Below are 23,645 nucleotides of genomic sequence, written 5' to 3'. Positions count from 1 at the left end.
TTGGCATGGCTCACGCCTCGTTGCAAAATGTGAGGTCGATCACAGGGAACTCGCCTTGCCTTTGCCACAGTGGGGAACGAAACCGGCATCAGCGAATTTCATCCCTGATTCCCCGGAGGAGGCAGGACTGCACGATGCCCAATCGCTTCGATATCTTTATCAGCCGGCTTGAAACCAAAAGCGCCCGCGAGGACATTCCCCCACATCCGATTGCCGCTGAACACAGCGCGCGCCGCGACAAGGCCGATCTGAAGCCGGTCCGCCATGGCGAGGCGCATAGTGAGAAGAACCGCGGCAAGCATAGCCACAAGCACGACGCCTAGAGCAATTAGCGACCTGGGCGCCGGCGCGCTTCGTCATCCCAGGGCGGAGCAAGGAGCGGAGCGACGCGGCGCGCTGGGGAACGCCGCACTTCAGAGATACCTTCCAACCCTCATTTCCAGCAACCGCACCAGTTCCGGATCCATGAATTCGTAGTTGTCCGGGATGTCGAGGCAGACGACCCGTGCCCGCTTCAGGCTTGCCTTGAACTTCTTCTGCAGCTTGTTGCGATGCGCCTTTTCCATGACGAAGATGATGTCGGCCCAGGCGACCAGCTCATGCGTCAGCGGGCTGTCGGCGTCGTGATTGGTGCCGGCCGATTCGACCTCGATATCGTGGCGCTTGGAAAACACCTGCTCGGCCGTCGGGCTGCGCAAACGGTTCTGGCTGCAGACGAACAGGACGTTCTTCAAGAGGTTACCTTGCCAGATCCGCCACCACGGCATCGAGCACGATCATGCCTGCCGACGTTGCGCGCAGCCTGGCATTGCCGACCGGCGCCACCAGCCCCTCGTCCTGCAGCACGGCGAGCCGATCCGTCGACAGGCTGCGGCCGGCAAACGCTTCGTAGCGCTGGAGGTCGATGCCTTCGGCAAGCCTCAGTCCCATCAGCAGGAACTCGTCCGCTTCCTCCGAACGCGTCAGGATCTCACCGCCGGTGACGCCATGTCCCTTGGCCTCGACCAGATTGGCCCAGGTCTCCGGCATCCTCTCGGCAATGGTCACCGTGCGGCGTCCGTTCTCGACGAAGCGGCCATGCGCGCCCGGTCCGACGCCGACATATTCGCCATAGCGCCAGTAGGTCAGATTGTGCCGGCTCTCGGCGCCTGGACGGGCGTGATTGGAAATCTCATAGGCCGGCAGGCCGTGCGCCGCGGTCACTTCCTGCGTCAGCGCATAGAGATCGGCGGCATGGTCGTTGTCGGGAATGATGAATTTCTTTGCCGCATGCAGCGCGTGGAACGGCGTGCCTTCCTCGATGGTGAGCTGGTAGAGCGACAGATGGTCGACGGCATGGCCGATCGCCTGTTCCAGCTCCGAAGCCCAAACTTCAGGCGTCTGGCCCGGCCGCGCATAGATCAGGTCGAAGGAGAGGCGAGGAAATATGTCGCGCGCGAGTCTGATGGCATGCAGCGCCTCCTCGACATTGTGCAGCCGGCCGAGGAAACGCAAATCCTTGTCGTTCAGCGCCTGCACGCCGAGCGAGACGCGGTTGACGCCGGCGGCGCGATAGCCGCGGAAACGCTCCGCCTCCACCGAGGACGGGTTGGCTTCCAGCGTCACCTCGATGCCGGCGGGCACCGTCCAGTTCTTCGCCACGGCTTCCAGCACCGCCGCCACCGTTTCCGGCTTCATCAGCGACGGCGTGCCGCCGCCGAGGAAGATGCTGGTCACCTCGCGCGGCCCGGTGCGGTCGCGCATGGTCGCCAATTCCGTTTCGAAAGCGCGCGCGAAACGTTCCTGGTCGACCGGCTGATGGCGGACATGGCTGTTGAAGTCGCAATAGGGGCATTTGGCCGCGCAGAACGGCCAATGGATGTAGACGCCGAAGCCGGGGCTGCGATCGAGCTGCATCGTCTGGCCGATCCCGATCATGTCGAACCGAGCCGCCCCAGATTAAGTCTGGCCTGCGCAAACTTCTGGAACGCGCGGGCGCGGTGCGACAGCGCCGTCGCTTGTCCGGGCTTCCAGCCATGTTTCTCTTCGGCGCTCATTTCGCCGAAGGTTTTGTCGAAACCATTGGGCAAAAACACCGGATCATAGCCGAAGCCGAGCGTGCCGCGCGGCGGCCACACCAGCGTGCCTTCGGCCTCGCCGCGATAATATTCGGCCTCGCCGTCCGGAAACGCCAGGCAGACGACCGCCACGAAGCGGCCGGTGCGTTCCGAGGGCTCGGTGGCGCCAACGTCCTTTAGCGCCGTTTCCGTCTTCTGCATCGCCATGCCGAAATCGCGTGAGCCGTCCGGCTTCTCGGCCCAGTTGGCGGTGTAGACGCCGGGCGCCCCGTCGAGCGCGTCGACACAGAGGCCGGAATCGTCCGATAGTGCCGGCAGGCCGGTCGCCTTGGCCGCCGCGAAGGCCTTGATATAGGCGTTCTCCTCGAAGGTCGTGCCGGTCTCGTCGGGTTCCGGCAGCCCGTACTCCTTGGCCGATTTCGCCTCGAAGCCGAACGGCGCCATCAGGTCGGCGAACTCGCGCAGCTTGCCGTCATTGTGGCTGGCGACGACGATCTTTTGTCCGTTCAGCGCATGCATCAGAGGCCCCAGATCCTTGGTTCGGCGAATTCGATCGAATTGCCCGACGGGTCGCGGATATAGATCGAGCGCCCGCCCTGCGGCCATTCGAAATCGCTTTCGATGGCGATATTATTCCGCGCCAGATGCTCGCGCCATTCGTCGATTTCGTCGGCGCCCGCGGCAAAGCACAGATGACCCTCGCCGGCCGTGCCATGCGGCGGCACCTTCAGCCTGGCGTCCGGTGCCGGCGGGATTTTAGTCGCCTCGGCGTTGAACAGGAGCAGGACGCCGCTGCCGCAGCGGAAGAAGACATGCCGGCCTTCGACCTTGCCCAAGGATTCAAGGCCGAGGATGTCGCGGTAGAAGGTCTCGGCTTCAGTTAGGTCGGTAACGTAGAGAGCGGATTCCAAAATTGCAGAGGGAGTCACGAGGCGCCCCCCTCTGCCCTACCGGGCATCCCCCCTCTGAGGGGGAGATTGGCAGCTTCGCCGCCGCCGCGCACCCTGCAACGTTCGCGATTGGCGAAATCCGGCGTGACATCCAATCTCCCCCTTGAGGGGGAGATGGCCGGCAGGCCAGAGAGGGGGCCTAGGCTCGGCATTCGAAACCCTACGCCACCGCCATCTGCTGCAAGCTCACCAGCCGCGAAATGCCTTTCTTGGCCAGCGCCATCAGCGCCGCAAACTGCTCCTCCGAAAAGGCTCGCCCTCGGCGGTGCCCTGGATCTCGACGATGCCGCCCTTGCCGGTCATGACGAAATTGGCGTCGGTGCCGGCCGAGGAATCCTCGAGATAGTCGAGGTCGATGACCGGCTGGCCGTCATGGATGCCGCAGGAAATCGCCGCGACATGGTCCTTCAGCACCTTGGCGACACTGGTCATCTGGCGCGCTTCCATCCAGCGCAGGCAATCGTAGAGCGCCACCCAGCCGCCGGTGATCGAGGCCGTGCGGGTGCCGCCATCGGCCTGGATGACGTCGCAGTCGACGGTGATCTGCTGTTCGCCCAGCGCCTGCAGATCGACAACGGCGCGCAACGAACGGCCGATCAGCCGCTGGATCTCCAGCGTGCGGCCGCCCTGCTTGCCGGCGGAGGCTTCGCGCCGCATGCGCTCGCCGGTCGAGCGCGGCAGCATGCCGTATTCCGCAGTCACCCAGCCCTTGCCGGAATTGCGCATCCAGGCCGGTACCTTTTCCTCCAGGCTCGCCGTGCACAACACATGCGTGTCGCCGAATTTCACCAGGCAGGAGCCCTCGGCATGCTTGGAGACGCCGCGCTCGAAGGAGATGGCGCGCATTTCGTCGGCTTGGCGTTTGGAGGGGCGCATTCGGCCTGCTTTCTTCTCGTTTTTCGGAATCGTGGCCGGCTTGTAGACGCATGCGGCGCGGCCCGCAAAGGAAAAGAAGGTCGCAAGGGTAAGGGCGACGCAAAGGAAAACCGCCGGGTTGCGCCATGCTGGCTTAAGTCTATATCCTTCTATAGGAGGTTTTTCGCCGGAATGAACAAACCAGTCGATCCGACGTCGCAAGTCCCCGGGTTGCAGTCGCCTGTGCTTCAGTCGCTCGACATGCGTTCGCGCGACATCTTCCGGCGGATTGTCGATTCTTATCTGCGCGACGGCGAGCCGGTCGGCTCGCGCAGCCTGTCGCGCATCATGCCCTCTTCGCTGTCGCCGGCCACCATCCGCAACGTGATGAGCGACCTCGAGCATCTTGGCCTCATCTACGCGCCGCATATTTCGGCCGGCCGCCTGCCGACCCAGACCGGCCTGCGTTTCTTCGTCGATGCCTTCATGGAGCTTGGCGATCTTTCCGACGAAGAACGCCGTACCATCGAGGCGCAGGTGCGCGCCTCAGGCTCCGGCGCGACGCTGGAGCACATGCTGACCGAAGCCAGCCAGATGCTCTCCGGCATGTCGCGCGGCGCCGGCCTCGTGCTTGCGTCCAAGAACGAGGTGGCGCTGAAGCATATCGAATTCATCCAGCTCGAACCCACCAAGGCGCTTGCGGTCATGGTGTCGCAAAACGGCGATGTCGAGAACCGCGTCGTCGATCTGCCGGCCGGCATAACCGTCTCGCAACTGCATGAAGCATCCAATTTCCTCAACGCCCACATCCGCGGCCGCACTTTGGCCGAGGCGCGCATCGAGATCGCCCGCATCAAGGACGAGACCAGGGCGGCGCTCGATACGCTGTCGCAGGATCTGGTCGAGAAAGGCCTTGCGGTATGGGCGGGCGCCGACAGCGGCCTGCCGGCGCGCCTCATCGTGCGCGGCCGCGCCAACCTCCTCGAAAACGTCACGGCCCAGGCCGATCTCGAATTGCTACGTCATCTGTTCGAGGATCTGGAAACGCAGGACGGCTTGCTGCAGCTGCTCGACCTTGCCGAGGAAGGCCCCGGCGTGCGCATCTTCATCGGTTCGGAGAACAAGCTGTTTTCGCTATCAGGCTCATCCCTGGTCGTCGCGCCCTATCGCGACAAGGATGCCCGCGTCATCGGCGCGCTAGGCGTCATCGGTCCGACGCGGCTGAATTATGCCCGCATCGTGCCGATGGTCGACTATACTGCCCAGCTGATCTCTCGAATGCTGAGATAGGTCCGGAAGCGGGGATCCCGCAAGGAGGTGTGCGATGGCGTTGGAATCGTTTAAGGCCCAGATCAGCCTGCTGCTCGAGGAAATGGTCAACCAGCCCGCGGACGAGCACGAGATCCAGGAGCAGCTGCGCGAAAAGCTCCGTGAGTTGCGGGCCATGGGCCTGCCGCTGCCGGATGATCTGGTGGCGTTGGAAAAGCGGCTCGACGATGATCTGGATGTCGAAGAGAGCTGAACCCACATCCACTTGCTTGCGCTTTCTTTTTGGGAATGCCGAACCAATATCGGATGTTAGGTGGCTTCCGACTGCCACGACGGAGGACAGCATGTTGAGGACCGCCATCCTCGCCAGCCTTGCCCTGCTTCTCGCCACCAGCGCCTTCGCGCAGCAGGCCGATCAGCCGCTGCTCACCGGCGAAAAGGCCTTCGGCAACTGGAAGAGTGATCGCCCGGGCGTGCGGCGCCTCATCAAGCCGGAGGACCTGCAGAAGCCGTATGTCACGGACACCGCGTCTAGCGGCAGCGATGTCACCGATCGCCCGGAAGGAGCCAAGCCGATCTTGCCGCCCGGCTTTTCGGCCGAGCTCATTGCGTCCGGCATTGACAACCCGCGCGTCGTGCGCGTGGCGCCGAATGGCGACCTCTTCGTCGCCGACAGTCGGGCCAACCAGATCCGCGTCTATCGCCTCGCCGAGGGTAGCGCCAAGCCCGCCGAGGAAGCGGTCTTCGCCAAGGGCCTCACCCGGCCTTACGGCATCGCCTTTTATCCGCCGGGCGACAAGCCGCAATGGGTCTATGTCGCCAACAGCAACAGCGTCGTGCGCTTTGCCTATCGCGACGGCGATCTTGAAGCATCCGGCAAGCCGCAGACCGTGGTCGCAGATATCCCGGCCAAGCACCACTGGACCCGCGACGTCGCCTTCTCGCCGGACGGCAAGACGCTCTATCTGTCGGTCGGCTCCGGTTCCAACGTCGCCGAGGATATGAGCGCCAGGCCGAAGGGCGGTCTCGGCAAATGGGCGAAGTCCGAGCCGCTGGGTGCTGCCTGGGGTTCCGAAGAGGGCCGGGCCGATGTGCTCGCCTGCGACCCCGGCGGCAAGAACCGCAGGGTTGTCGCCACCGGCCTGCGCAACTGCGCCGGCATGACCGTGCAGCCAACCACCGGCGCGCTCTGGTGCGTCGTCAACGAACGTGACGAGCTCGGCGACAACATACCTTTCGAATACGCCACGACCGTCAAGGACGGCGCCTTCTACGGCTGGCCCTGGTACTATATCGGCTCCAACGAGGATCCGCGCCACAAGGACGCCCGGCCCGATCTCGCCGGCAAGGTCACCGTCCCGGACGTGCTGATCCAGGCCCATTCCGCGCCGCTCAACATCGTCTTCTATGACGGCGGCAATTTCCCGGCCGAATACAAGGGCGACGCCTTCGTCGCGCTGCACGGTTCTTGGAATCGCGGCGTCCGCACCGGTTACAAGGTGGTGCGGCTGAAATTCAAAAACGGCAAGCCGACCGGCGAGTACGAGGATTTTGCCACCGGCTTCGTCATCTCCGATGACGAGGTCTGGGGCCGGCCGGTGGGTCTCGCCGTGGCGAAGGATGGCGCGCTGATCCTCACTGAGGACGGCAACGGCACCATCTGGCGCATCACCCATGGCGGTGGCCAGTCCTGACACTCGCCACTCGAATGAGTCCGCCTCAGAGAGCTGAGCCGCTCAAATCCGCATGCGCGAGCTTCTTCTTTGCAATGTCCGCCCAATATGTATGTCGCGCTGACTTACGCTTTGGTTCGACCGCGAACGACGGAGGAGAGAGCATGACACGGATCGCCGGCCTTGCAGCTGCTGCCCTGCTGGTCGCCACCAGTGCCTTCGCGCAGCAGGCCGGCCAGCCTCTGCTCACCGGCGAGAAAGCCTTCGGCGACTGGAAGAACGATCACCCGGGCGTACGGCGCCTTATCAAGCCTGGCGATCTGCAAAAACCCTATGTCACGGCTAGCGCATCCAACAGCCCAGGTCTTGGCGATCGTCCCGAAGGCGCCAAGCCCAAGCTTCCGCCCGGCTTTTCGGCCGAGCTTATCGCGTCTGGCATCGACAGCCCGCGCGTGGTCCGGGTAGCGCCCAATGGCGACCTCTTCGTCGCCGACAGCGGGGCGGACCAGGTCCGCGTCTATCGCGTCGCCGAAGGCAGCGCCAGGCCCGCCGAGGAAGCGGTCTTCGCCAAAGGCCTCAACCGTCCCTACGGCATCGCCTTCTACCCGCCTGGCGACAAGCCGCAATGGGTCTATGTCGCCAACAGCGACAGCGTCGTGCGCTTTGCCTATCGGGACGGCGACATGCAGGCGTCCGGCAAGCCGCAAACCTTGGTCGACAAGATCCCAGCCGGTGGTCACTGGACCCGGGACATAGCCTTCTCGCTGGACGGCAAAACGCTCTATCTGTCCGTGGGCTCCGATTCCAACGTCGCCGAGGATATGAGCGCCACGCCCGAGGGCGGCATCGAGGACTGGGTGAAATCGCGACCGCTTGGCGCCGCCTGGGGCTCAGAAGAAGGCCGGGCCGATGTACTGGCCTTCGACCCCGACGGCAACAACCGCAGGATCGTCGCCGCCGGCCTGCGCAACTGCGCGGGCATGACCGTGCAGCCAGCCACCGGCGCGCTCTGGTGCGTCGTCAACGAGCGCGACGAGCTTGGCGACGACATCCCCTTCGAGTACGCCACCACCGTCAAGGACGGCGCCTTCTACGGCTGGCCCTGGTATTACATCGGCTCCAACGAGGACCCACGCCACAAGGATGCCCGCCCCGATCTTGCCGGCAAGGTCACCATTCCGGACGTGCTGCTGCAGGCGCATTCGGCGCCGCTCAACATCGCCTTCTATGAAGGCGGCAATTTCCCGGCCGAATACAAGGGCGACGCCTTCGTCGCGCTGCACGGCTCGTGGAATCGCGGCGTGCGCACCGGTTACAAGGTGGTGCGGCTGAAATTCAAAAACGGCAAGCCGACCGGCGAGTACGAGGATTTCGCCACCGGCTTCGTCATCTCCGACGATGCAGTCTGGGGCCGGCCGGTGGGCGTCGCTGTGGCCAAGGACGGCGCGTTGATCGTCACCGAGGACGGCAACGGGACCATCTGGCGGATCACTCATAGCGGGGGAAAGTCATGAGCCCGGTGAGAGCATCAAGGTGGTAGTTTGCTATCTGGTGCAATTGAATCCGAACCCAGGGAATTCATTCCCGGCTGGTTCCGTGCGACAAGGGCGTCCTGATTTTGGACCCTGACCATGACCCTTACCGGATTTCTCGCTTATAGCGCCGCGCTCGGCGTTGCCGCCGCCATTCCAGGCCCGGGCGTCACTGCGCTCGTCGCCCGCGCGCTCGGCTCGGGCTTCCGCTCGTCGCTGGCCATGTCGTTCGGCCTGATGCTCGGCGACCTCACCTATCTTACAGCCGTGGTGCTCGGCCTTGCCTTCGTCGCCCAGACTTTCGGCATGGTCTTCCTTGCCATCAAATGGGCCGGCGTCGCCTATCTCGCTTTCCTTGCCTGGCGGTTCTGGACCAGCGGCATCACGCCGGAAAACATCGAGGCGCGGAAGGCCAAGGGCGGGTTGGTGTCGAGCCTCATCGCCGGGCTGACGGTCACGCTCGGCAACCCCAAGACGATGATCTTCTATCTCGCCATCACGCCGACCATCGTCGACCTGAAGACGATCACGCTGGCCGACTACGCCATCCTCGCCGTGCTCACGGTCATCGTGCTGTTCGTGGTGCTGGTGCCTTATCTGGCGCTGGCCGCCAAGGCGCGCTGGTTCCTGAAATCGCCGCGCGCGCTGAAAATTCTCAACCGCACCGCCGCCGGCTTCATGATGGGTGCGGCCGCGGCGATCGCGGCCCGGCAATAGGCGCCTGTCTCAACTGGTCTTGATTTCAGCCAAACCATTCCCGAAATCAGCCGGGCCGGAAAATGCATTTCCAGCCTGGGAGGGTTTTGAGCAACCGGCCCACTCGGATATTTTCGGTCGCCGGCCTATCTTGCACGGTTGAAAGCCCTATTCTGTTTGACAATTGCCTTTGCCTTGGGAGCGAACCAAATGAACAAGCCCGTCTCTTCCGCGCGCGTGCCCGGCCGCGGCCGCGTCTTCAATTCGATCACCGAGACGATTGGCGACACGCCGCTGGTCAGGCTGGACAAGTTCGCCAAGGAAAAGGGCATCGTCGCCAACCTGATGGCCAAGCTCGAATTCTTCAACCCGATCGCCTCGGTCAAGGACCGTATCGGCGTCGCCATGATCGAGGCGCTGGAGGCGGCCGGCAAGATCGCACCCGGCAAGACGACGCTGATCGAGCCGACCTCCGGCAACACCGGCATCGCGCTTGCCTTCGCCGCCGCCGCCAAGGGCTACAAGCTGATCCTCACCATGCCGGAAACCATGTCGGTCGAGCGCCGCAAGATGCTGGCGCTGCTCGGCGCCGAGCTGGTGCTGACCGAAGGTCCGAAAGGCATGAAGGGCGCGATCGCCAAGGCCGATGAGCTTGCCGCCACGCTGCCGAACGCCATCATCCCGCAGCAATTCGAGAACCCGGCCAATCCGGAAATTCATCGGACCACCACGGCCGAGGAAATCTGGAACGACACCAATGGCGGGGTCGACATCTTCGTCGCCGGTATCGGCACCGGCGGCACCATCACCGGCGTCGGCCAAGTGCTGAAGAGCCGCAAGCCCTCGGTCCATGTCGTGGCCGTCGAGCCGGAAGCTTCGCCGGTGCTTTCCGGCGGCCAACCCGGTCCGCACAAGATCCAGGGCATCGGCGCCGGCTTCGCGCCGAAAATCCTCGACACCTCTGTCTACGACGAGATCGTCAGGGTCTCCAACGAGGATTCAGTCGCCAATGCCCGCCTCGTCGCCCGCCTCGAAGGCGTGCCGGTCGGCATCTCGTCGGGTGCGGCACTGCAGGCGGCGATCGTCGTCGGCTCGCGGCCGGAGAACAAGGGCAAGAACCTTGTCGTCGTCATCCCGTCCTTCGCCGAACGCTATCTATCGACCATTCTGTTCGACGGACTGGGCGCCTGAACACGCTGGACTGCTGAAAAGCCCGGGCTGGCTTCCGCCGGCCGCTTGAGCAAGCCCAGCTTTCCGGCTCATATCGCCGCCGGCCCGCCTGGTTCGGGCCGGGGAGGATTTCATGTACAAGCTCTACACCCGCCCGGGCAGCGGCGGCTTCGTCGTCGAGGCAGCACTTGCCATGGCCGGCGCGCCTTTCGAGCAGATCGACGTGCCGAAGAAGGATGTGCCCGATCCGGCCTTTCTCGCCATCAGCCCGCTGAACCAGGTGCCGGTGCTGACGCTGCCCAACGGTCATTCGCTGACCGAATCGGCCGCGATCTGCATCCTGCTCGCCGAGCTTCACCCGCAAGCCGGATTGGCGCCGGAAGCCGGCTCCGCCGCCCGCGCGGATTTCCTGCGCTGGATGGCCTTCATGTCATCGATGCTCTACCCGGCGATCCTGAGGCTCTACTATGCCCACCGCTACACCGCCGATGCCGGCAGTCTGCAAGCGGTCAAGGATGCCGCGATCGCCGAGATGGATCGCGGCTTTGCCATCGTCGACAAGGCGCTCGCCGGTCGCGACTGGCTGGCCGGCGGCACACTGTCGCTGGCCGACATCTATCTGGTCATGTTGGTGGCTTGGCATCCCGACATCCAGCGAGCCCGCGCGGAATGGCCGAATATCGAGCGCCTGTGGCGCGGGCTGCGCCAGCTTGAGCTAATGCGCAGGCTCAACGCTTCGCATGAGATGTGGCCTGAAAACTGAACTTCAGTTCCGCGTCAGCTTGGCCCGCTGGGCCTGCAGGAACCGGCGCACGGCATCATCGCGCTCGAGGCCGATCGCCCGGTCGTAGGCTTCGGCCGCTTTCGCGGTCGTGCCGAGCCTGGCCAGCAGATCCGCGCGGGCGGCCCAATAGGGCTGATAGTCCTGCAGCCGTTTGTCGTCACCCAGCACATAGAGCGCCGCCAGTCCTGCCGGCGTGCCCTCGGTTTCGGCGATCGCCACCGCGCGATTGATGGCCACCACCGGCGAGCCGGCCACTGTCATCAGCGCATCGTAAAGCTGGCGGATCGCCGCCCAGTCGGTGCGGCCGCGGCGCCGCCGAACCGTATGGGCGGATTGCACGGCCGCCTCCAATTGGTAGCGGCCGATGATCCGCTTTTCCGCGGCTTGGCCGAGCAAGGCTTCGGCTTCGTCGATCAGGCCATCATCCCAAAGTGCTGTATCCTGTTCGGCGAGCGGCACGAAGTCGCCTTCCGGGCTGCGCCTGGCTGCGCGGCGCGCCTCGGCAAACAGCATCAGCGCCAGAAGCCCGAGCGCCTCGGGCTCGTCCGGCATCAGCGAGGCGACCAGCCGTCCCAGCCAGATGCCTTCGGCGGCGAGGTTGCGCCGCCGGGTCTCGGTGCCGGTCGGATCCGACCAGCCTTCCGCGAAGGTCGCATAGATCGCTTCCAGCACGGCATCCAGCCTTTCGCCGAGCTCGGCCTGCTCCGGCACGCGAAACGGAATGCCGGTCTCACGGATGCGACTCTTGGCCCGCACCAGCCGCTGGCCCATCGTCGCCGGCGAAACCAGGAAAGCCGAGGCGATTGCCGCGGCATCGAAGCCAAGAATGGTCTGCAACATCAGCGGTGCACGCACGCCGGCGTCGATTGCCGGGTGGGCGCAGGCAAACATCAGCCGCAGTCTTTCGTCAGGCAGCTCCTCGCCGTTCATGCCCGCCTCCACTTCCTCGGCAATCAGCTTCAGATGATCGCGGGCCGCCTCGCTGGTCAGCCGCCGTCGCACGGCATCCACGTCGCGCCGCCGCGCCACCGCCAGCAGCCAGGCCTCCGGCTGCGCCGGCACACCGGTTCGCGGCCAGCGCTCGAGCGCGGCGGCGAAGGCATCGGCCAGCGCATCCTCGGCGCCGGCAACGTCGCGCGTGCGCGCGGCGAGCCAGGCGACCAGCTTGCCGTAGCTCCGGCGGGCGGCTGCTTCAGCCGCCGCCCGCGCGATCTCCGAACGATCGTCCATCACACAGTCACTTCGCGGTTGCGTACTCGGCCATTTCCCAGATCGGCCGTAACTCGACCGTGCCGACGCTGGCCGCCGGACAGCGCGCCGCCCATTCGATGGCGGTGTCGAGATCGGCCGCCTCGATCATGTAGAAGCCGGCGAGCTGCTCCTTGGTGTCGGCATAGGGGCCGTCGAGCACATTGGTCTTGCCGTTGTTTATCCGGACTTGGGTGGTGGCTTGCGTCGGCTTCAGCCGGTCGCCCGCCAGCCAGACGCCCGATGTCTTCAGCGCCTCGGTGTAGGCGCCATAAGCCGCGCTGATCTGATAGGTCGTCTCGATCGGCACGGACGCCATGGCGTTTTCGTCGGCATAGATCAGAAGCATGTATCGCATGGTGGTTCTCCCGTTTTCGAAGGCCGCATCGTCGCGGGCCGAGCTAAAGTCGTGCGGCCTCGGCCGATTTCGACAGGCTCGCAAAAAATTTCCTCCCGCACCGCGACAAACGCAAGGACAAGTCTTCACTCCGCCATGGCGGCTTCCTGCCTGGAGGCATGGCTGGGGGCCGGCTCCAGCCAGCCACGATAACGCACGATCAAACCAGTCAGCGGGTGCGAGATCTCGACATGGAAACGGAAGCGATCGTTCTCAACCGTCTCGTAGGATGATGAGCGCGGACAAAGCCACATCGGCAGCGGCAGGCCGAGAAAACTCCAGCGACGCAGCACAAGCGAAAGGCGATTGTCGCCGGCGACCAATGCCATGGCGAAGCACAGTGGCCCGAAGCGCTCGACAAGCAGCCGCTCCGCGCGCCCGCGCCCGGCAAACTGGCGGCTGGAAAAGCTGTGCGCGCCGAAGCGTCGCGTCCAGGTTTCGCCATCCTTGTCGATGTCGAAGCGGACTTTTACCGGTGTATCGGCCTGTGCTGGCGGAAACCCGACCAGCCAGGCGGCAAGCCGGCTAAGCATGCCGCCGCCGCGTTCGACGCTGGCACGTCCCTCCGCAAAGGCCGTGCCCTCATGCATGGCGCGGATCTGGGCCGGAAGGCGGGGCCATGCATCGCCAAGCAGCCGCGGGTAGAGCGCCTTCCCTCGTCGGCGCGGTCATCCCGGAAGCCGGTGTGGATCGTTTTTGAGGCAAACAGCGCTTCATAATCCTCAAGCTCAAGGTCGCGCACCGCCGCCCGCGCGCCCGGGGCGGGCATCCTGCCGTCGACCGCCTTGCGGATGATCGCCTCGACCGCCATGGCCGGGATCAGTGGCCCGTCGCTGCCTTCGGCCAGGAGGTGCCAGGATCGCCGGCTCGGGCTGCCGGCCTTGTCCGCGCCTTCGGCCGCGACGAACATGCCGCCGCGATGCTCGCCCCAGGCGAGCCGGTTGCTCGCCCAATGCATCAGCGGCGCCAGCGGCGTGAGCGAGCGGACCAGACCGGCGCGAACCAGCCACGCCAGCCCGATCAGCGACCGGTGCAGCACCTCCGGTACCGGACCGGCGCCCATCCAGATCGTCTTCGCCTCCGGCCACAGCGTCGCCAGCGCGCGCAGGTCCGGCACGTCGACCAGCGAGAACAGCGTGTTCCTGACCGGCACATGCCCCGGCGGTGCGATCGTGTAGCGCATCTGCTCGGTGAGCGGCCGGCCCTCGGCCAGCTTTCCGTTGCGTGTCAGTTGCACGGGCTGGCCGCAATAGCTTGCAATGGCGCGGATGACGTTTTCGCCGACACCGGCGAAAGGCGACGGCGCGATGCCGCCGCGAATGCTGTCGATCCGGACCATGTCGGACGACAGACGCCGCACCGCCGCCGCCGTCAGCACCGGGAAGCTCGACACGCCGCAGAGCACGAAGATGCCGGCCTGCTTTGCCGGCTGATCGAACGCGGCGACGCCGGCGACGAAGTCCGAGCCATCGGCAAGGTCGAGATAGGGAACGTGCGCGGCGATACAGGCTTCGATCAACCGGTAACGCCCCTCGCCATAGGCCTGGAATGGGCCGCTGGCGTCGACGACGATAGCGGGCTGCAAGGCGGCAAGCTGGCCGCCAAGATCGCCGTCGCGGTCGAACACTGTCGGCATGAGCTGGGCCTTGGCATGAGCCCTGGCCCGGCAAAAAGCCCCTGCCTTGTCGAGCGAACGGCCGGCAACGAGCAGGATCAGGCGTGGCTCGTTCAGCAGGAGATCGACGATGCGCCCACCGAAAATACCGTAGCCGCCGACGATCAAAAGCTTCATCAGGCCCCTTCCTCTTTGCTACGCAATTCCGGACGGAAAACCGTTTCACACTTTTCCTGGAATTGCTCTAGCCGACCAGCCGCTGCCGCAATTCGGCGGAAGGGATCTCGCAACTGGCCTTCTTGCCGAACAGCGCGTAGCGGTTTTTGGCGACACGGTCGTAAAGCCAGTCGCGCAGCGGGCGCGGCAGAACGAGCAGCACCTTTGCCGCGCGCCACGGCCGGCCAAGCTTGGCCATGACGGCGACGAAACTGTCCAGACGCGTGAAGGCGGCGCCGTCGATGATGGCGAGGTTGCTGTCGTAATCGTCGGTCGGCAGGCCGTGCTGGCGAAACAGCGCCTCGCCGAACGGCGACTGCGCGGTGGCGAAGCGGAAGCTTTTCTCGCGATCGAGCCGGACGATCAGCTGGATGAAGCCCGAGCAGAACACGCAGACGCCGTCGAAAACGACCAGCGGCTTGCTGGCGTCATAGCTTTGACGCGGGAGAAGCGGACGATTTTGGTCGGGCAGGTCGGTCATGTCGGCCCCGGCTGCTTCGTGTCTTTAGAACACTAAGCCAGCCGGCGGCGGCGTCAAAGTCGCGGCGTTGTCGCACGCCAGCCATAGGCCAGCGCGGGGCGCTCGGAGCGATAGGTCGTGCTGCGCTGGTCGGCGACCGGCCGGCAGATTCTGCCAATGTGACGGCTAGAGCGGGTCATGATCAAAGCGGGTTGCCGCGACGCGCGCAGGCCGGGCCCGGGCCGCGCATATAATAACGCTCCGGCCGATAGGTTGGCGCGACGAATTCGCGGATGGCGGCGGCATAGCCGGCAATGTGGTTCCAGAAGTTCATTTTACCTGTCCCTGTCCCGTTTTCGGATGTCCCTTCCGAATTGTCCGGGAGCATAGCGTCGAGGCGTGAATAGTCGGTGAACGTGATGTTAATTTCTGGTCCGAAAGTCGTTGCATCGTGGCCGGAATGCGGCTGATTCGGGGTCTTTCGGTGCCTTTTGTCGCGTTTGCGCATGATGTGCTTTTTGCATCACATATGTTTCGCGTTAATGTCGCTTGGGTGCGCTTCTGTTTCACCTTCGCCCCGGTGATGCGAAATTTCATTGCTTCGACGCCAAAGGCCCGGTCAGCCTCTTCCGGAACCCAAGCGAGCGCTGCCCGTTGCGGTAGGATCGCATCGCGCAGGAGTTTGCCATGGCACCGCGGCCCGCCTGGAAGGGCTATCTGAAATTGTCGCTGGTCACCTGCGCCATCGAGCTGACCAATGTCGTCACCCACACCGAGAAAGTCTCGTTCCGCATCCTCAACCGCAAGACCGGCAACACCGTCAAACGCATCTATGTCGATGCCGAGACCGGCAAGCCGCTGGAGGAGGGCGAGGAAATCAAGGGCTACGAGGTCAGCGACGGCGATTTCGTTCATGTCGAGGAGGACGAGATCGAAGCGGTGCAGATCGAGATCCTCGCACACGATGAGTCTCGACGGTTTCGTCGAGAAGTCCTCGATCGAGCAGATCTATCTCGACACGCCCTATTACGTTTCGCCGGCGGACAAGGTCTCTGAGGAAGCCTTCGCCGTCATCCGCGATGCGATGTCGAAGAAGAAGATGGCAGGGCTTGCCCGCATCGTGCTCTACAGCCGGGAGCGGCCGGTGGTGATCGAGCCGCTGGGCAAGGGCATGGTGCTGACGACGCTGCGCTACGACAATACCGTGCGTCAGCCGGACACTGTCTTCGGCGAGATCAAGGCGGCCAAGACCGACGACGAGATGATCGATCTCGCCGAGCACATCATCGACAGGAAGAAGACGAAATTCGATCCGTCGAAATTCGACGACCGCTACGAGGATGCGCTGCTCGAGCTGATCCGCGCCAAGAAGGCCGGCAGGAAGGCGCCCAAGGCCAAGGCGCCGCCGAAACCGTCCAATGTCGTCAACCTGTTCGACGCGCTGAAGAAGAGCCTCAACGCGGATGGCGGCGGCAAAGCCGGCAAATCTTCAGCCAAGGCGCCGGCCAGGCGAGCCAAGGCCAAGGCCGCGCCCAAGCGCAAATCCGCATAGGAGCGCGGCAACATGGCTGGTCTCGAGCAATATCACGCCAAGCGCGATTTCAAGAAAACCGCCGAGCCGGCGGGCAAGGTCGCGCGGGGCAACAGGACCGCTGGCATCTTCGTCGTCCAGAAGCATGCCGCCACCCGCCTCCATTATGACTTTCGGCTCGAACATGATGGCGTCTTGTGGAGCTGGGCGGTAACGCGCGGCCCGAGCCTCGACCCGCACGAAAAGCGGCTGGCGGTGCATGTCGAGGATCATCCGGTCGACTACGCCTCTTTCGAGGGCACCATTCCGAAAGGTCAGTATGGCGGCGGTGCCGTGCTGGTCTGGGATGAGGGCAAATGGATTCCTGATGGCGATCCCGCCAAGGCGATGAAGAAGGGCCATATCAACTTCGAGCTCGAAGGCCACAAGCTCAACGGCCGCTGGCACCTGGTGCGGTTGAAGCCGCGCCCGGGCGAAAAGCGCGACAATTGGCTGCTGATCAAATCCGACGATGCCGCCGCCCGCCCCGGCGAGGACGTTCTTGAAGATCAACCGAAATCGGTGAAGTCGGGACTGACGATCGAGGAGGTCGGCGAGGGCAAGGCGGCCAAGGGGCAGAAGCCGAAAGTCTGGCATTCCAACAAGCCGGCCGCTGGCAAGGCCAAGGCCGCGCAGGCCAAACGCCTTGAGTTCATCGAGCCGCAACTGGCGATCTTGGAGAAGAATACGCCCACGGGCGACGACTGGCTGCATGAGGTGAAGTTCGACGGCTACCGCATGCAGGCGCAGATTGCCGGCAGCGAGCTCAAGCTGCTGACGCGCGCCGGCCTCGACTGGACCGAGAAATTCGACGGCCCGGTGACGGCGGCGCTTGCCGGGCTGAAATGCCGCGACGCCATCATTGACGGCGAGGTCGTGGTGCTGGCCGACAGCGGCGTGTCGTCTTTTGCCTTGCTGCAGGCCGATCTCTCGGCCCGCCGCACCGACCGTTTCATCTACTACGCCTTCGACTTGATGCGGCTCAACGGACAGGATCTGCGCGGCGAGCCTTTGGTCGAGCGCAAGCAGGCTCTGGCCGAATTGCTCGGTGGACAGGCGCAGGATTCGGCACTGCGCTTCAGCGATCATTTTCACGAGCCAGGCAAAATCATGCTGCAGCATGTCTGCCGCATGGGCCTGGAAGGCGTCGTGTCGAAACGCGCCGACGCGCCGTACCGCAGCGGGCGCGGGCTAAGCTGGGTCAAATCGAAATGCACGCTGCGCCAGGAATTCGTCATCGGCGGCTACCTGCCGTCCGACAAGACCGGGCGCGGCCTGCGCTCGCTTCTGGTCGGGTACAACGAGGGCGGCAAGCTGCGCTATGCCGGCCGCGTCGGCACCGGTTTTTCCGGCAAGGTGGCGACGGACCTTAAGAAGAAGCTCGATGCTCTCGAGGCCAAGGCCTCGTCCTTCTCGGAAGCGGTGCCGAAGGGCAAGGGCCTGACCTGGGTCAAACCCGAACTTGTCGGCGAAGTGGAGTTCCGCAGCTGGACATCCGACCGTATAATCCGCCATGCCTCGTTCCAGGGGTTGCGCGAAGACAAGCCGGCGGAGGAAGTCGTGCAGGAAAAGCCGAAGAAGGCCGAAACCGAAGCGAAGGCGGGCGGCAAGGCCGCGCCAAAAACCTCGGCTGGAACGGCAAAGACCTCGATAAAGCTCTCGCATCCCGACAAGCTGCTATGGCCCGACGAGAAGGTCTCGAAGCAGGATCTGCTCGACCACTACGCGCTGGTCTGGCCGCGCATGGAGCAATTCGTCGTCAACCGGCCGCTCAGCCTGGTACGGGCCCCGGACGGCATCCACGGCCAGCGCTTCTTCCAGAAACATGCCTCGCCCGGCATGAGCGACAAGATTCTTCGGATGAAGGATCCGGACGGCGGTGAGGAAATCCTTTTCATCAAGGATTTCGACGGGCTTGCCGCACTTGTCCAGTATGGCGTGGTCGAGGTCCACATCTGGGGTTGCACCATCGATGCGCTGGAACAGCCGGACCAGATCATCTTCGACCTCGACCCGGACGAAGGCGTCGACGTGGAGGCGGTGCGCGCGGCGGCGTTCGACATTCATAAGCAGCTTGACGAGTTGTCGCTGCCCAACCTGGTCAAGACCTCGGGCGGCAAGGGCTATCACGTGCTGGTGCCGCTGAAACCCTCGGCGGAGTGGGACGCGGTCAAGGACTTTGCCCATGATTTTGCCCGCGCGCTGGAGCAGGCCGCGCCAGACCGTTACACAGCGACGCTGTCGAAGAAGGCGCGCACGGGCAAGATCTTCGTCGACTATCTGCGCAATGGACGCGGCTCGACGACGGTGGCGCCCTATTCTTCGCGCGCCAAGAAGGGCGCCACGGTGTCGATGCCGGTGACCTGGCCCGAGCTTGAAAAAGGTATCGCGCCCAACGCTTTCCCGATCGGCGATGCCTCCACGCTGGCGCAGTTGAAGAAGCCCGATCCGTGGAAGGATTTCTTCAAGCTGGGCAAGCCGCTGAAGCGCGGCTGAACCAGCGGGCCTTAGAGCAATTCCAGGAAAAGTGCGTAGCGGTTTTCCGTCCGGAATTGCGTAAAAATAAGGACTTAGAGCGGTTCGGCGATTCCGTGACACGCGGAGCCGCTCTAGGCGAGAAACACTTTCTCGAATTCCTGCTTGCCTTTGGGCGAAAACACCACGGCGCGGCTGTCCTTCTCGCGCCGCGCCCATTTCTCGGCGATGATCTTGTCGAGAATGGCGGCGCCCAGCGTTCCAGCCAGATGCGAACGCCGCACGCTCCAGTCGAGGCAGGCGCGGCATACCGGCCGCCTCGCCTTGCCGTCGATCTCGATGCCGAGCGCGGTGAAATGCGAAGCGCCTGAAGGCGCCAGCCGGATCGCATTGTCCTCGCGCAGCAAGAGCTTCTTGTCGAACAGCCGGTCGAGCATGGCGACAGCCTGCTCGCCGGCGAGATGGTCGTAACAGACGCGCGCCACGCGCATGGCGGCGTCGCGCGGACCGGGCCGCACGCGCTTGGGGCCGACCGCTTCGGCGACACCGATGATCGCCTCGATCATGCCCGCTACCTGCGCGCTGGCGAGGCCGTAATAGCGATGCCTGCCCTGGCTCGCCAGCGTCAGCAGGCCGCCCTCCATCAGCTTGGACAAATGCGAGGAGGCGGTGGGCAGCGACACGCCGGCTTCCAGCGCCAGCTCCGATGCCGTCAGCGCCGTGCCGCCCATCATCGCGTTGAGCATGTTGGCGCGGGCCGGATCGCCAACCAGGCTGGCGATGCGGGCAATGTCTGGTCCTTCACGCATAGTTCGATCCTTGTCGAAGCATTCTCGTCAGAAGAGCACTAATCTCGATTCAGCTCAAGGAGCCGAGGGCAACGCTCCTGACACGGAACTGCCTAGCACAATGACGCAAGCGATGTTTCGACCGCGGTCGAACCATGCTTGCGGCAAAACCCAACAAGGAGACAGAAATGACCATCACCTGCTTCATCCGCTACGAGATCGATCCGTTCGGCAAGGCCGCCTTCGAGCAGTATGCGCGCGCCTGGGGCCAGGCAATCCCGCGTTGCGGCGCCGACCTGATCGGCTATTTCGGGCCGCATGAAGGCTCGGCCACCACCGCCTATGCCGCCTATAACATCGAGAGCCTTGCCGCCTATGAAGCCTACCGTGCCCGGCTTGCCGCGGATCCGGCCGGCAAGGCAAACTACGAGTTCGCGCGTCGCGAGAAATTCATCCTCAAGGAAGACCGCATCTTCCTGAAGCTGGTGTCCGGGCCGCATGGGCCGCGACAGCTGTTTCAGACCGATGTCATGGTCAAGGAAAGGATCGAGGCATGATCGCAGTCATCTTCGAGGTCGAGCCGGCCGAGGGCAAGCGCGATGCCTATCTCGGCATCGCCGCGGAGCTTCGGCCGCTGCTCGACGGCATCGACGGCTTCATCTCGATCGAGCGCTTCCAGAGCCTCGTCGACCCGAAGCGGGTGCTCTCGCTGTCATTCTGGCGCGACGAGGAAGCGGTGAAAGCCTGGCGTAACACCAAGGAGCATCGCCAGGCGCAGAAGGCCGGACGCGGCGGCATCTTTGCCGGCTACCGGCTGCGCATCGCCCATGTCGTGCGCGACTACGGGCTGACGGAAAGGGCCGAAGCGCCGCAGGACAGCCGCGCGGTGAATGGCTAGGCATTGCCGATCAGCACGCCCGCGCCGAACACCAGCGCGCCGCCGAGCACCACCTGGAAGGCGGCGCGCCAGAACGGGGTCTGCATGTAGCGGTTCTGGACGAAGGCGATGGCCCAGAGCTCGAAGAACACCACCACCGCGGCCACGGCCGTCGCTGTCCAGAATTGCGGGATGAGATAGGGCAGCGCGTGGCCGAGCCCGCCCAGAGATGTCATCAGGCCGACCGTCAGTCCGCGCTTTATCGGCGAGCCGCGGCCCGACAATTTGCCGTCATCGGAAGCAACTTCGGTGAACCCCATCGAAATGCCGGCGCCGATCGAGGCGGCAAGTCCGACCAGCAGCGTCTGCCAGGTGTCATGCGTGGCAAAGGCGGCGGCGAAGATCGGCGCCAGCGTCGACACCGACCCGTCCATCAATCCGGCCAGTCCCGGTTGCACATAGGTGAGGATGAACTGGCGCTGTTCGGCCGTCGCCTCCTCGACCTTGACCGTGCCCGGCACATGTTCCTGCTCCAGTTGATGCGCCGAACTCTCATGGCTCTGCTCGGCCACCGCCAGATCGTCGAGCAGCTTGCGGGTCGAAGCGTCGGTGGTCCGCTTAGCCGCCTCGACATAGAAGCGATAGGCCTGTTGCTCCATCGCCTCGGCCTGGCGTCGCACATGCTCGATGCCGAGCGGCCTCACCAGCCAGTCGGGCTTGCGCTCGAAATAGCCCCTCACATGCTCGCGCCGCAGCAATGGGATGCGCTCGCCGAAGCGCCTGCGATAAAGCTCGATGAGCGAGTCGCGATGGCCATCCTCTTCCTCGGCCATCGCCTCGAATAGCTTGGCCGATTGTGGAAAGTCATCCGCGAGGCCATCGGCGTAGGCGCGGTAGATGCGCCCGTCATCCTCTTCGGACGAGATTGCCAGCGCCAGGATCTCCTGCTCCGAGAGCGAATCGAAGGAGCGACGGCCGAAGCCGAAAACACGGGAAAGCATGATGGTATCACTCTAGTTTAGAATTGTTCTAAACTAGGATTTCAGCGGCCGGACGTCAATTGCAGGTCAGGCGGATTGCTCATGAAAGGTTGATCCAGCGCCTCTTCATTATTGCCGAATGTTTGCCTATATAGATGGCAACAGCCAAAATCGAAGGAAATCACGGGATGACGGACAAGAAGCACCCGCACGCATTCGACGCGAAACCCGTTCTCGATCTCATCGCCAGCATCGAGGCCGACCTGCAGCGCCTGAAGGGTCTGGTCGAGGAGCAGGTCGAAAAGTTCGATCCAGCCAACCCGCACAACAAGACGCCGGAAGGCAAGCTGACCGAGGAGGGCGTCGAGTGCTGCTACCGCATGTTCGACGAGGGCAAGTCGCGTTATTCGGTCGCCCAGCAGATGAAGATATCCTTCGCCGCCGCGACGCATCGCTTCAACAATTGGCGCAAGCTGGGCGGCAGCAAAAGGACAACCACGCTGCTGGGGTGAGGAGCGGTCCCGCGCAGCGGACCAACGCCCATTTTTGGCTGTCGCACGACGAACGCCGAAGCAGAGAAACTTAGCCAACCGCCAATTTGGGTGCTGCCCCTCATTGCCCTGCCGGGCATTTCTCCCCGTAAACGGGAGAAAGAGGCTGGCGGCGACGTCGCCACCTTTATTGCGACTTTGGCGATTGACGAAATCACCGATGACAGCCCCTTCTCCCCGTGAACGGCAGGGCTGTCCGGGGAAAGTTTTGAGTGAATCGAAATGCCGCATGTGCATGCCCCGTAAAACGGGGTTTGTCCGTCTTTTCTCTGGTTGTCGAGACTCAGAAAAGGAACGGGGCATGCGCTTTGCACCTAGCATCTTCGGGCAGCTTCTTGAAGCCGTCGATCGCCGTCAATTCCAGGCAATTGTGGATCGCCACGACGGGGATGCCTACGACAAATCGTTCAGGAGCTGGGATCATCTGGTGGTGCTGATCTATGCCCAGTTCTGCGGCAGCAGCGGTCTGCGCGGCCTGGAGGCCGGCTGGAACGCCAACCGCCAGCACCATTACCACCTGGGCAGCGGTCCGCTGATGCGTTCGACCTTGTCGGACGCCAACAGACGGCGTCCGGTCGCCATCTTTGCCGAGGCCTTCAGCCTTGTGGCGGGCCTGCTCGACCGACAGACGCGGCAAGAGGGCCAAGACATGCTGCGGCTGATCGACTCGACCCCCATTCCACTCGGCAAGCTGTGCGACTGGGCCAAGTCGAACGGCCGCATCCGCGGCATGAAGGTGCATGTCGTCTATGACCCGAAGGCCGACCATCCGCGCGTCCTCGACATCACCGACGCCAACGTCAACGACGCCCAGATCGGCCGCCGGATCACCATCGAACCCGCGGCGACCTATGTGTTCGACAAGGGCTATTGCCACTATGGCTGGTGGACGGCGATCGCCGAGGCCGGGTCGGTCTTCGTGACGCGGCCCAAGACCAACATGGGGCTGGCGCAGGTGTGCAATCGCCCCATAGCCGAGCCGCAGGGCGACGGCTTCCTGGTCCTGGAAGACAGTGAGGTGAGCCTGGTCAGCAAGGGCGTTTGCAAGCTGCCGATGCGCCTGCGGCGCCTGCGCATTCAGCGCGAGCAGGGCGACACCATCATGCTTTTGACCAACGACCTGGAGCGCTCCGCAGTCGAGATCGGGCAGCTCTACAAAGGCCGCTGGCAAATCGAGCTTCTGTTCCGCTGGATCAAGCAGCACCTCAATATCCGCAAGTTCCTGGGCAATAACGCCAATGCAATCCGCCTGCAGCTCTTCGCGGCAATGATGGCCTATGCACTGCTGCGCATCGTCGCGCGCACCCGCTGCGTCGCCATTCCAATCCTGAGGTTCACAGAGATGGTCGCCCAATACTTGTTCGGGCGGCGAAAAATACACGCCATCGACAAGCCGCCGCCGGTCAATCCGAGCCGACCAAGAGACCGATCCTCCCCCAATCAGATGGCCTTCATATATGAATAACTTTCCCCGGACAGCCC

24 protein-coding genes and 2 pseudogenes are annotated in these 23,645 nt (G+C 64.0%); 14 read left to right on the top strand and 12 right to left on the bottom strand.

The window, feature by feature from the left end; genetic code table 11:
• Nucleotides 1-134 precede the first annotated feature (134 nt).
• Nucleotides 135-323, top strand: coding sequence for a hypothetical protein (locus ACVDG8_RS19795; protein WP_447256191.1), 189 nt, complete (start codon nt 135-137; stop codon nt 321-323).
• Between the two features lie 90 nt (nt 324-413).
• Here the strand turns inward: ACVDG8_RS19795 and ACVDG8_RS19790 are convergent, their stop codons facing one another.
• The 5 genes and pseudogenes from ACVDG8_RS19790 to rph all read right to left on the bottom strand — a co-directional run bounded on the left by ACVDG8_RS19790 (nt 414) and on the right by rph (nt 3,883).
• Complete coding sequence (locus ACVDG8_RS19790) at nt 414-734, bottom strand: low molecular weight protein tyrosine phosphatase family protein (RefSeq protein ID WP_447256190.1); 321 nt, start codon at nt 732-734, stop codon at nt 414-416.
• 4 nt (nt 735-738) lie between these two features.
• On the bottom strand, nt 739-1,917 hold the full coding sequence (gene hemW / locus ACVDG8_RS19785) for a radical SAM family heme chaperone HemW (RefSeq protein WP_447256189.1): 1,179 nt from the start codon (nt 1,915-1,917) through the stop codon (nt 739-741).
• Nucleotides 1,914-2,576, bottom strand: coding sequence for an RdgB/HAM1 family non-canonical purine NTP pyrophosphatase (gene rdgB, locus ACVDG8_RS19780; RefSeq protein ID WP_447256188.1), 663 nt, complete (start codon nt 2,574-2,576; stop codon nt 1,914-1,916). The genes hemW and rdgB overlap by 4 nt, the downstream gene beginning before the upstream one ends.
• On the bottom strand, nt 2,576-2,986 hold the full coding sequence (locus tag ACVDG8_RS19775; RefSeq protein WP_447256187.1) for a VOC family protein: 411 nt from the start codon (nt 2,984-2,986) through the stop codon (nt 2,576-2,578). Before ACVDG8_RS19775 ends, rdgB begins: the two co-directional genes overlap by 1 nt.
• A gap of 181 nt (nt 2,987-3,167) precedes the next feature.
• Nucleotides 3,168-3,883: pseudogene (gene rph, locus ACVDG8_RS19770) on the bottom strand (ribonuclease PH).
• Between the two features lie 171 nt (nt 3,884-4,054).
• On the opposite strand from rph, the gene hrcA reads away from it, so the two are divergent.
• The 7 genes from hrcA to ACVDG8_RS19735 all read left to right on the top strand — a co-directional run bounded on the left by hrcA (nt 4,055) and on the right by ACVDG8_RS19735 (nt 10,965).
• Nucleotides 4,055-5,152: a heat-inducible transcriptional repressor HrcA gene (gene hrcA, locus ACVDG8_RS19765; RefSeq protein WP_447256185.1), complete on the top strand. Its 1,098-nt coding sequence runs from the start codon at nt 4,055-4,057 to the stop codon at nt 5,150-5,152.
• 34 nt (nt 5,153-5,186) lie between these two features.
• Nucleotides 5,187-5,384: a hypothetical protein gene (locus ACVDG8_RS19760; protein WP_447256184.1), complete on the top strand. Its 198-nt coding sequence runs from the start codon at nt 5,187-5,189 to the stop codon at nt 5,382-5,384.
• 91 nt (nt 5,385-5,475) lie between these two features.
• Nucleotides 5,476-6,825 carry a PQQ-dependent sugar dehydrogenase gene (locus tag ACVDG8_RS19755; protein WP_447256183.1) on the top strand — a complete coding sequence of 450 codons (1,350 nt, stop codon included), beginning with the start codon at nt 5,476-5,478 and terminating at the stop codon, nt 6,823-6,825.
• A 143-nt stretch (nt 6,826-6,968) separates the two neighbouring features.
• Nucleotides 6,969-8,318, top strand: coding sequence for a PQQ-dependent sugar dehydrogenase (locus ACVDG8_RS19750; protein ID WP_447256182.1), 1,350 nt, complete (start codon nt 6,969-6,971; stop codon nt 8,316-8,318).
• A gap of 117 nt (nt 8,319-8,435) precedes the next feature.
• Entirely contained in the window at nt 8,436-9,053 is a 618-nt protein-coding gene (locus tag ACVDG8_RS19745) for a LysE family translocator (RefSeq protein ID WP_447256181.1), read from the top strand.
• A gap of 189 nt (nt 9,054-9,242) precedes the next feature.
• A complete protein-coding gene (cysK, locus tag ACVDG8_RS19740; protein WP_447256180.1) occupies nt 9,243-10,223 on the top strand; it encodes a cysteine synthase A in 981 nt (326 codons plus the stop codon).
• Nucleotides 10,224-10,335: 112 nt separating this feature from the next.
• Nucleotides 10,336-10,965 (top strand): glutathione S-transferase family protein, encoded by a 630-nt coding sequence (locus ACVDG8_RS19735; RefSeq protein WP_447256179.1) that lies wholly within the window; start codon nt 10,336-10,338, stop codon nt 10,963-10,965.
• Nucleotides 10,966-10,968: 3 nt separating this feature from the next.
• On the opposite strand, the gene ACVDG8_RS19730 is transcribed toward ACVDG8_RS19735, so the two are convergent.
• From ACVDG8_RS19730 to ACVDG8_RS19710, 5 genes are all read right to left on the bottom strand, one after another.
• Nucleotides 10,969-12,216, bottom strand: a complete 1,248-nt coding sequence (locus ACVDG8_RS19730) for an RNA polymerase sigma factor (protein WP_447256178.1) — start codon at nt 12,214-12,216, stop codon at nt 10,969-10,971.
• A 7-nt stretch (nt 12,217-12,223) separates the two neighbouring features.
• Complete coding sequence (locus tag ACVDG8_RS19725) at nt 12,224-12,592, bottom strand: YciI family protein (RefSeq protein WP_447256177.1); 369 nt, start codon at nt 12,590-12,592, stop codon at nt 12,224-12,226.
• A 125-nt stretch (nt 12,593-12,717) separates the two neighbouring features.
• A complete protein-coding gene (locus ACVDG8_RS19720) occupies nt 12,718-13,221 on the bottom strand; it encodes a DUF4166 domain-containing protein (protein ID WP_455707186.1) in 504 nt (167 codons plus the stop codon).
• 1,269 nt (nt 13,222-14,490) lie between these two features.
• On the bottom strand, nt 14,491-14,943 hold the full coding sequence (locus tag ACVDG8_RS19715; protein WP_447256175.1) for a thiol-disulfide oxidoreductase DCC family protein: 453 nt from the start codon (nt 14,941-14,943) through the stop codon (nt 14,491-14,493).
• Nucleotides 14,944-15,124: 181 nt separating this feature from the next.
• Nucleotides 15,125-15,430, bottom strand: coding sequence for a hypothetical protein (locus tag ACVDG8_RS19710; RefSeq protein ID WP_447257452.1), 306 nt, complete (start codon nt 15,428-15,430; stop codon nt 15,125-15,127).
• A gap of 179 nt (nt 15,431-15,609) precedes the next feature.
• Here ACVDG8_RS19710 and ku point away from each other — a divergent pair.
• Together ku and ligD are read left to right on the top strand one after the other, a co-directional pair.
• Nucleotides 15,610-16,474: pseudogene (gene ku, locus ACVDG8_RS19705) on the top strand (non-homologous end joining protein Ku).
• 12 nt (nt 16,475-16,486) lie between these two features.
• Entirely contained in the window at nt 16,487-18,988 is a 2,502-nt protein-coding gene (gene ligD, locus ACVDG8_RS19700; RefSeq protein ID WP_447256173.1) for a DNA ligase D, read from the top strand.
• Nucleotides 18,989-19,101: 113 nt separating this feature from the next.
• Here the strand turns inward: ligD and ACVDG8_RS19695 are convergent, their stop codons facing one another.
• Nucleotides 19,102-19,776, bottom strand: coding sequence for an ArsR/SmtB family transcription factor (locus tag ACVDG8_RS19695; RefSeq protein WP_447256172.1), 675 nt, complete (start codon nt 19,774-19,776; stop codon nt 19,102-19,104).
• Nucleotides 19,777-19,943: 167 nt separating this feature from the next.
• Here ACVDG8_RS19695 and ACVDG8_RS19690 point away from each other — a divergent pair, with 167 nt between their 5' ends.
• Together ACVDG8_RS19690 and ACVDG8_RS19685 are read left to right on the top strand one after the other, a co-directional pair.
• Nucleotides 19,944-20,312, top strand: coding sequence for an NIPSNAP family protein (locus tag ACVDG8_RS19690; RefSeq protein WP_447256171.1), 369 nt, complete (start codon nt 19,944-19,946; stop codon nt 20,310-20,312).
• Nucleotides 20,309-20,653 (top strand): antibiotic biosynthesis monooxygenase family protein, encoded by a 345-nt coding sequence (locus ACVDG8_RS19685; RefSeq protein WP_447256170.1) that lies wholly within the window; start codon nt 20,309-20,311, stop codon nt 20,651-20,653. The genes ACVDG8_RS19690 and ACVDG8_RS19685 overlap by 4 nt, the downstream gene beginning before the upstream one ends.
• Here the strand turns inward: ACVDG8_RS19685 and mbfA are convergent.
• Nucleotides 20,650-21,633 carry an iron exporter MbfA gene (gene mbfA / locus ACVDG8_RS19680; protein WP_447256169.1) on the bottom strand — a complete coding sequence of 328 codons (984 nt, stop codon included), beginning with the start codon at nt 21,631-21,633 and terminating at the stop codon, nt 20,650-20,652. The two genes, ACVDG8_RS19685 and mbfA, sit on opposite strands and share 4 nt — an antisense overlap.
• Nucleotides 21,634-21,800: 167 nt before the next feature.
• Here mbfA and ACVDG8_RS19675 point away from each other — a divergent pair, with 167 nt between their 5' ends.
• Both ACVDG8_RS19675 and ACVDG8_RS19670 read left to right on the top strand, forming a co-directional pair.
• Nucleotides 21,801-22,124 (top strand): hypothetical protein, encoded by a 324-nt coding sequence (locus ACVDG8_RS19675; RefSeq protein WP_447256168.1) that lies wholly within the window; start codon nt 21,801-21,803, stop codon nt 22,122-22,124.
• Between the two features lie 340 nt (nt 22,125-22,464).
• The gene (locus ACVDG8_RS19670) at nt 22,465-23,628 is read left to right on the top strand and encodes an IS4 family transposase (protein ID WP_447253600.1); all 1,164 of its coding nucleotides are present in this window, start codon (nt 22,465-22,467) and stop codon (nt 23,626-23,628) included.
• Nucleotides 23,629-23,645: the final 17 nt, after the last annotated feature.

This window comes from Mesorhizobium sp. ORM8.1, assembly GCF_053005525.2.
This window is presented reverse-complemented; position numbering and strand designations above follow the sequence as displayed.

Excerpts from the sequence above, each read along its gene's own strand:
- ACVDG8_RS19795 (WP_447256191.1), top strand. The coding sequence starts at position 135 with ATGCCCAATCGCTTCGATATCTTTATCAGCCGGCTTGAAACCAAAAGC.
- hemW (WP_447256189.1), bottom strand. The coding sequence starts at position 1,917 with ATGATCGGGATCGGCCAGACGATGCAGCTCGATCGCAGCCCCGGCTTC.
- rdgB (WP_447256188.1), bottom strand. The coding sequence starts at position 2,576 with ATGCATGCGCTGAACGGACAAAAGATCGTCGTCGCCAGCCACAATGAC.
- hrcA (WP_447256185.1), top strand. The coding sequence starts at position 4,055 with ATGAACAAACCAGTCGATCCGACGTCGCAAGTCCCCGGGTTGCAGTCG.
- ACVDG8_RS19760 (WP_447256184.1), top strand. The coding sequence starts at position 5,187 with ATGGCGTTGGAATCGTTTAAGGCCCAGATCAGCCTGCTGCTCGAGGAA.
- ACVDG8_RS19755 (WP_447256183.1), top strand. The coding sequence starts at position 5,476 with ATGTTGAGGACCGCCATCCTCGCCAGCCTTGCCCTGCTTCTCGCCACC.
- ACVDG8_RS19750 (WP_447256182.1), top strand. The coding sequence starts at position 6,969 with ATGACACGGATCGCCGGCCTTGCAGCTGCTGCCCTGCTGGTCGCCACC.
- ACVDG8_RS19745 (WP_447256181.1), top strand. The coding sequence starts at position 8,436 with ATGACCCTTACCGGATTTCTCGCTTATAGCGCCGCGCTCGGCGTTGCC.
- cysK (WP_447256180.1), top strand. The coding sequence starts at position 9,243 with ATGAACAAGCCCGTCTCTTCCGCGCGCGTGCCCGGCCGCGGCCGCGTC.
- ACVDG8_RS19735 (WP_447256179.1), top strand. The coding sequence starts at position 10,336 with ATGTACAAGCTCTACACCCGCCCGGGCAGCGGCGGCTTCGTCGTCGAG.
- ACVDG8_RS19730 (WP_447256178.1), bottom strand. The coding sequence starts at position 12,216 with ATGGACGATCGTTCGGAGATCGCGCGGGCGGCGGCTGAAGCAGCCGCC.
- ACVDG8_RS19725 (WP_447256177.1), bottom strand. The coding sequence starts at position 12,592 with ATGCGATACATGCTTCTGATCTATGCCGACGAAAACGCCATGGCGTCC.
- ACVDG8_RS19720 (WP_455707186.1), bottom strand. The coding sequence starts at position 13,221 with ATGCATGAGGGCACGGCCTTTGCGGAGGGACGTGCCAGCGTCGAACGC.
- ACVDG8_RS19715 (WP_447256175.1), bottom strand. The coding sequence starts at position 14,943 with ATGACCGACCTGCCCGACCAAAATCGTCCGCTTCTCCCGCGTCAAAGC.
- ACVDG8_RS19710 (WP_447257452.1), bottom strand. The coding sequence starts at position 15,430 with ATGCGCAAACGCGACAAAAGGCACCGAAAGACCCCGAATCAGCCGCAT.
- ligD (WP_447256173.1), top strand. The coding sequence starts at position 16,487 with ATGGCTGGTCTCGAGCAATATCACGCCAAGCGCGATTTCAAGAAAACC.
- ACVDG8_RS19695 (WP_447256172.1), bottom strand. The coding sequence starts at position 19,776 with ATGCGTGAAGGACCAGACATTGCCCGCATCGCCAGCCTGGTTGGCGAT.
- ACVDG8_RS19690 (WP_447256171.1), top strand. The coding sequence starts at position 19,944 with ATGACCATCACCTGCTTCATCCGCTACGAGATCGATCCGTTCGGCAAG.
- ACVDG8_RS19685 (WP_447256170.1), top strand. The coding sequence starts at position 20,309 with ATGATCGCAGTCATCTTCGAGGTCGAGCCGGCCGAGGGCAAGCGCGAT.
- mbfA (WP_447256169.1), bottom strand. The coding sequence starts at position 21,633 with ATGCTTTCCCGTGTTTTCGGCTTCGGCCGTCGCTCCTTCGATTCGCTC.
- ACVDG8_RS19675 (WP_447256168.1), top strand. The coding sequence starts at position 21,801 with ATGACGGACAAGAAGCACCCGCACGCATTCGACGCGAAACCCGTTCTC.
- ACVDG8_RS19670 (WP_447253600.1), top strand. The coding sequence starts at position 22,465 with ATGCGCTTTGCACCTAGCATCTTCGGGCAGCTTCTTGAAGCCGTCGAT.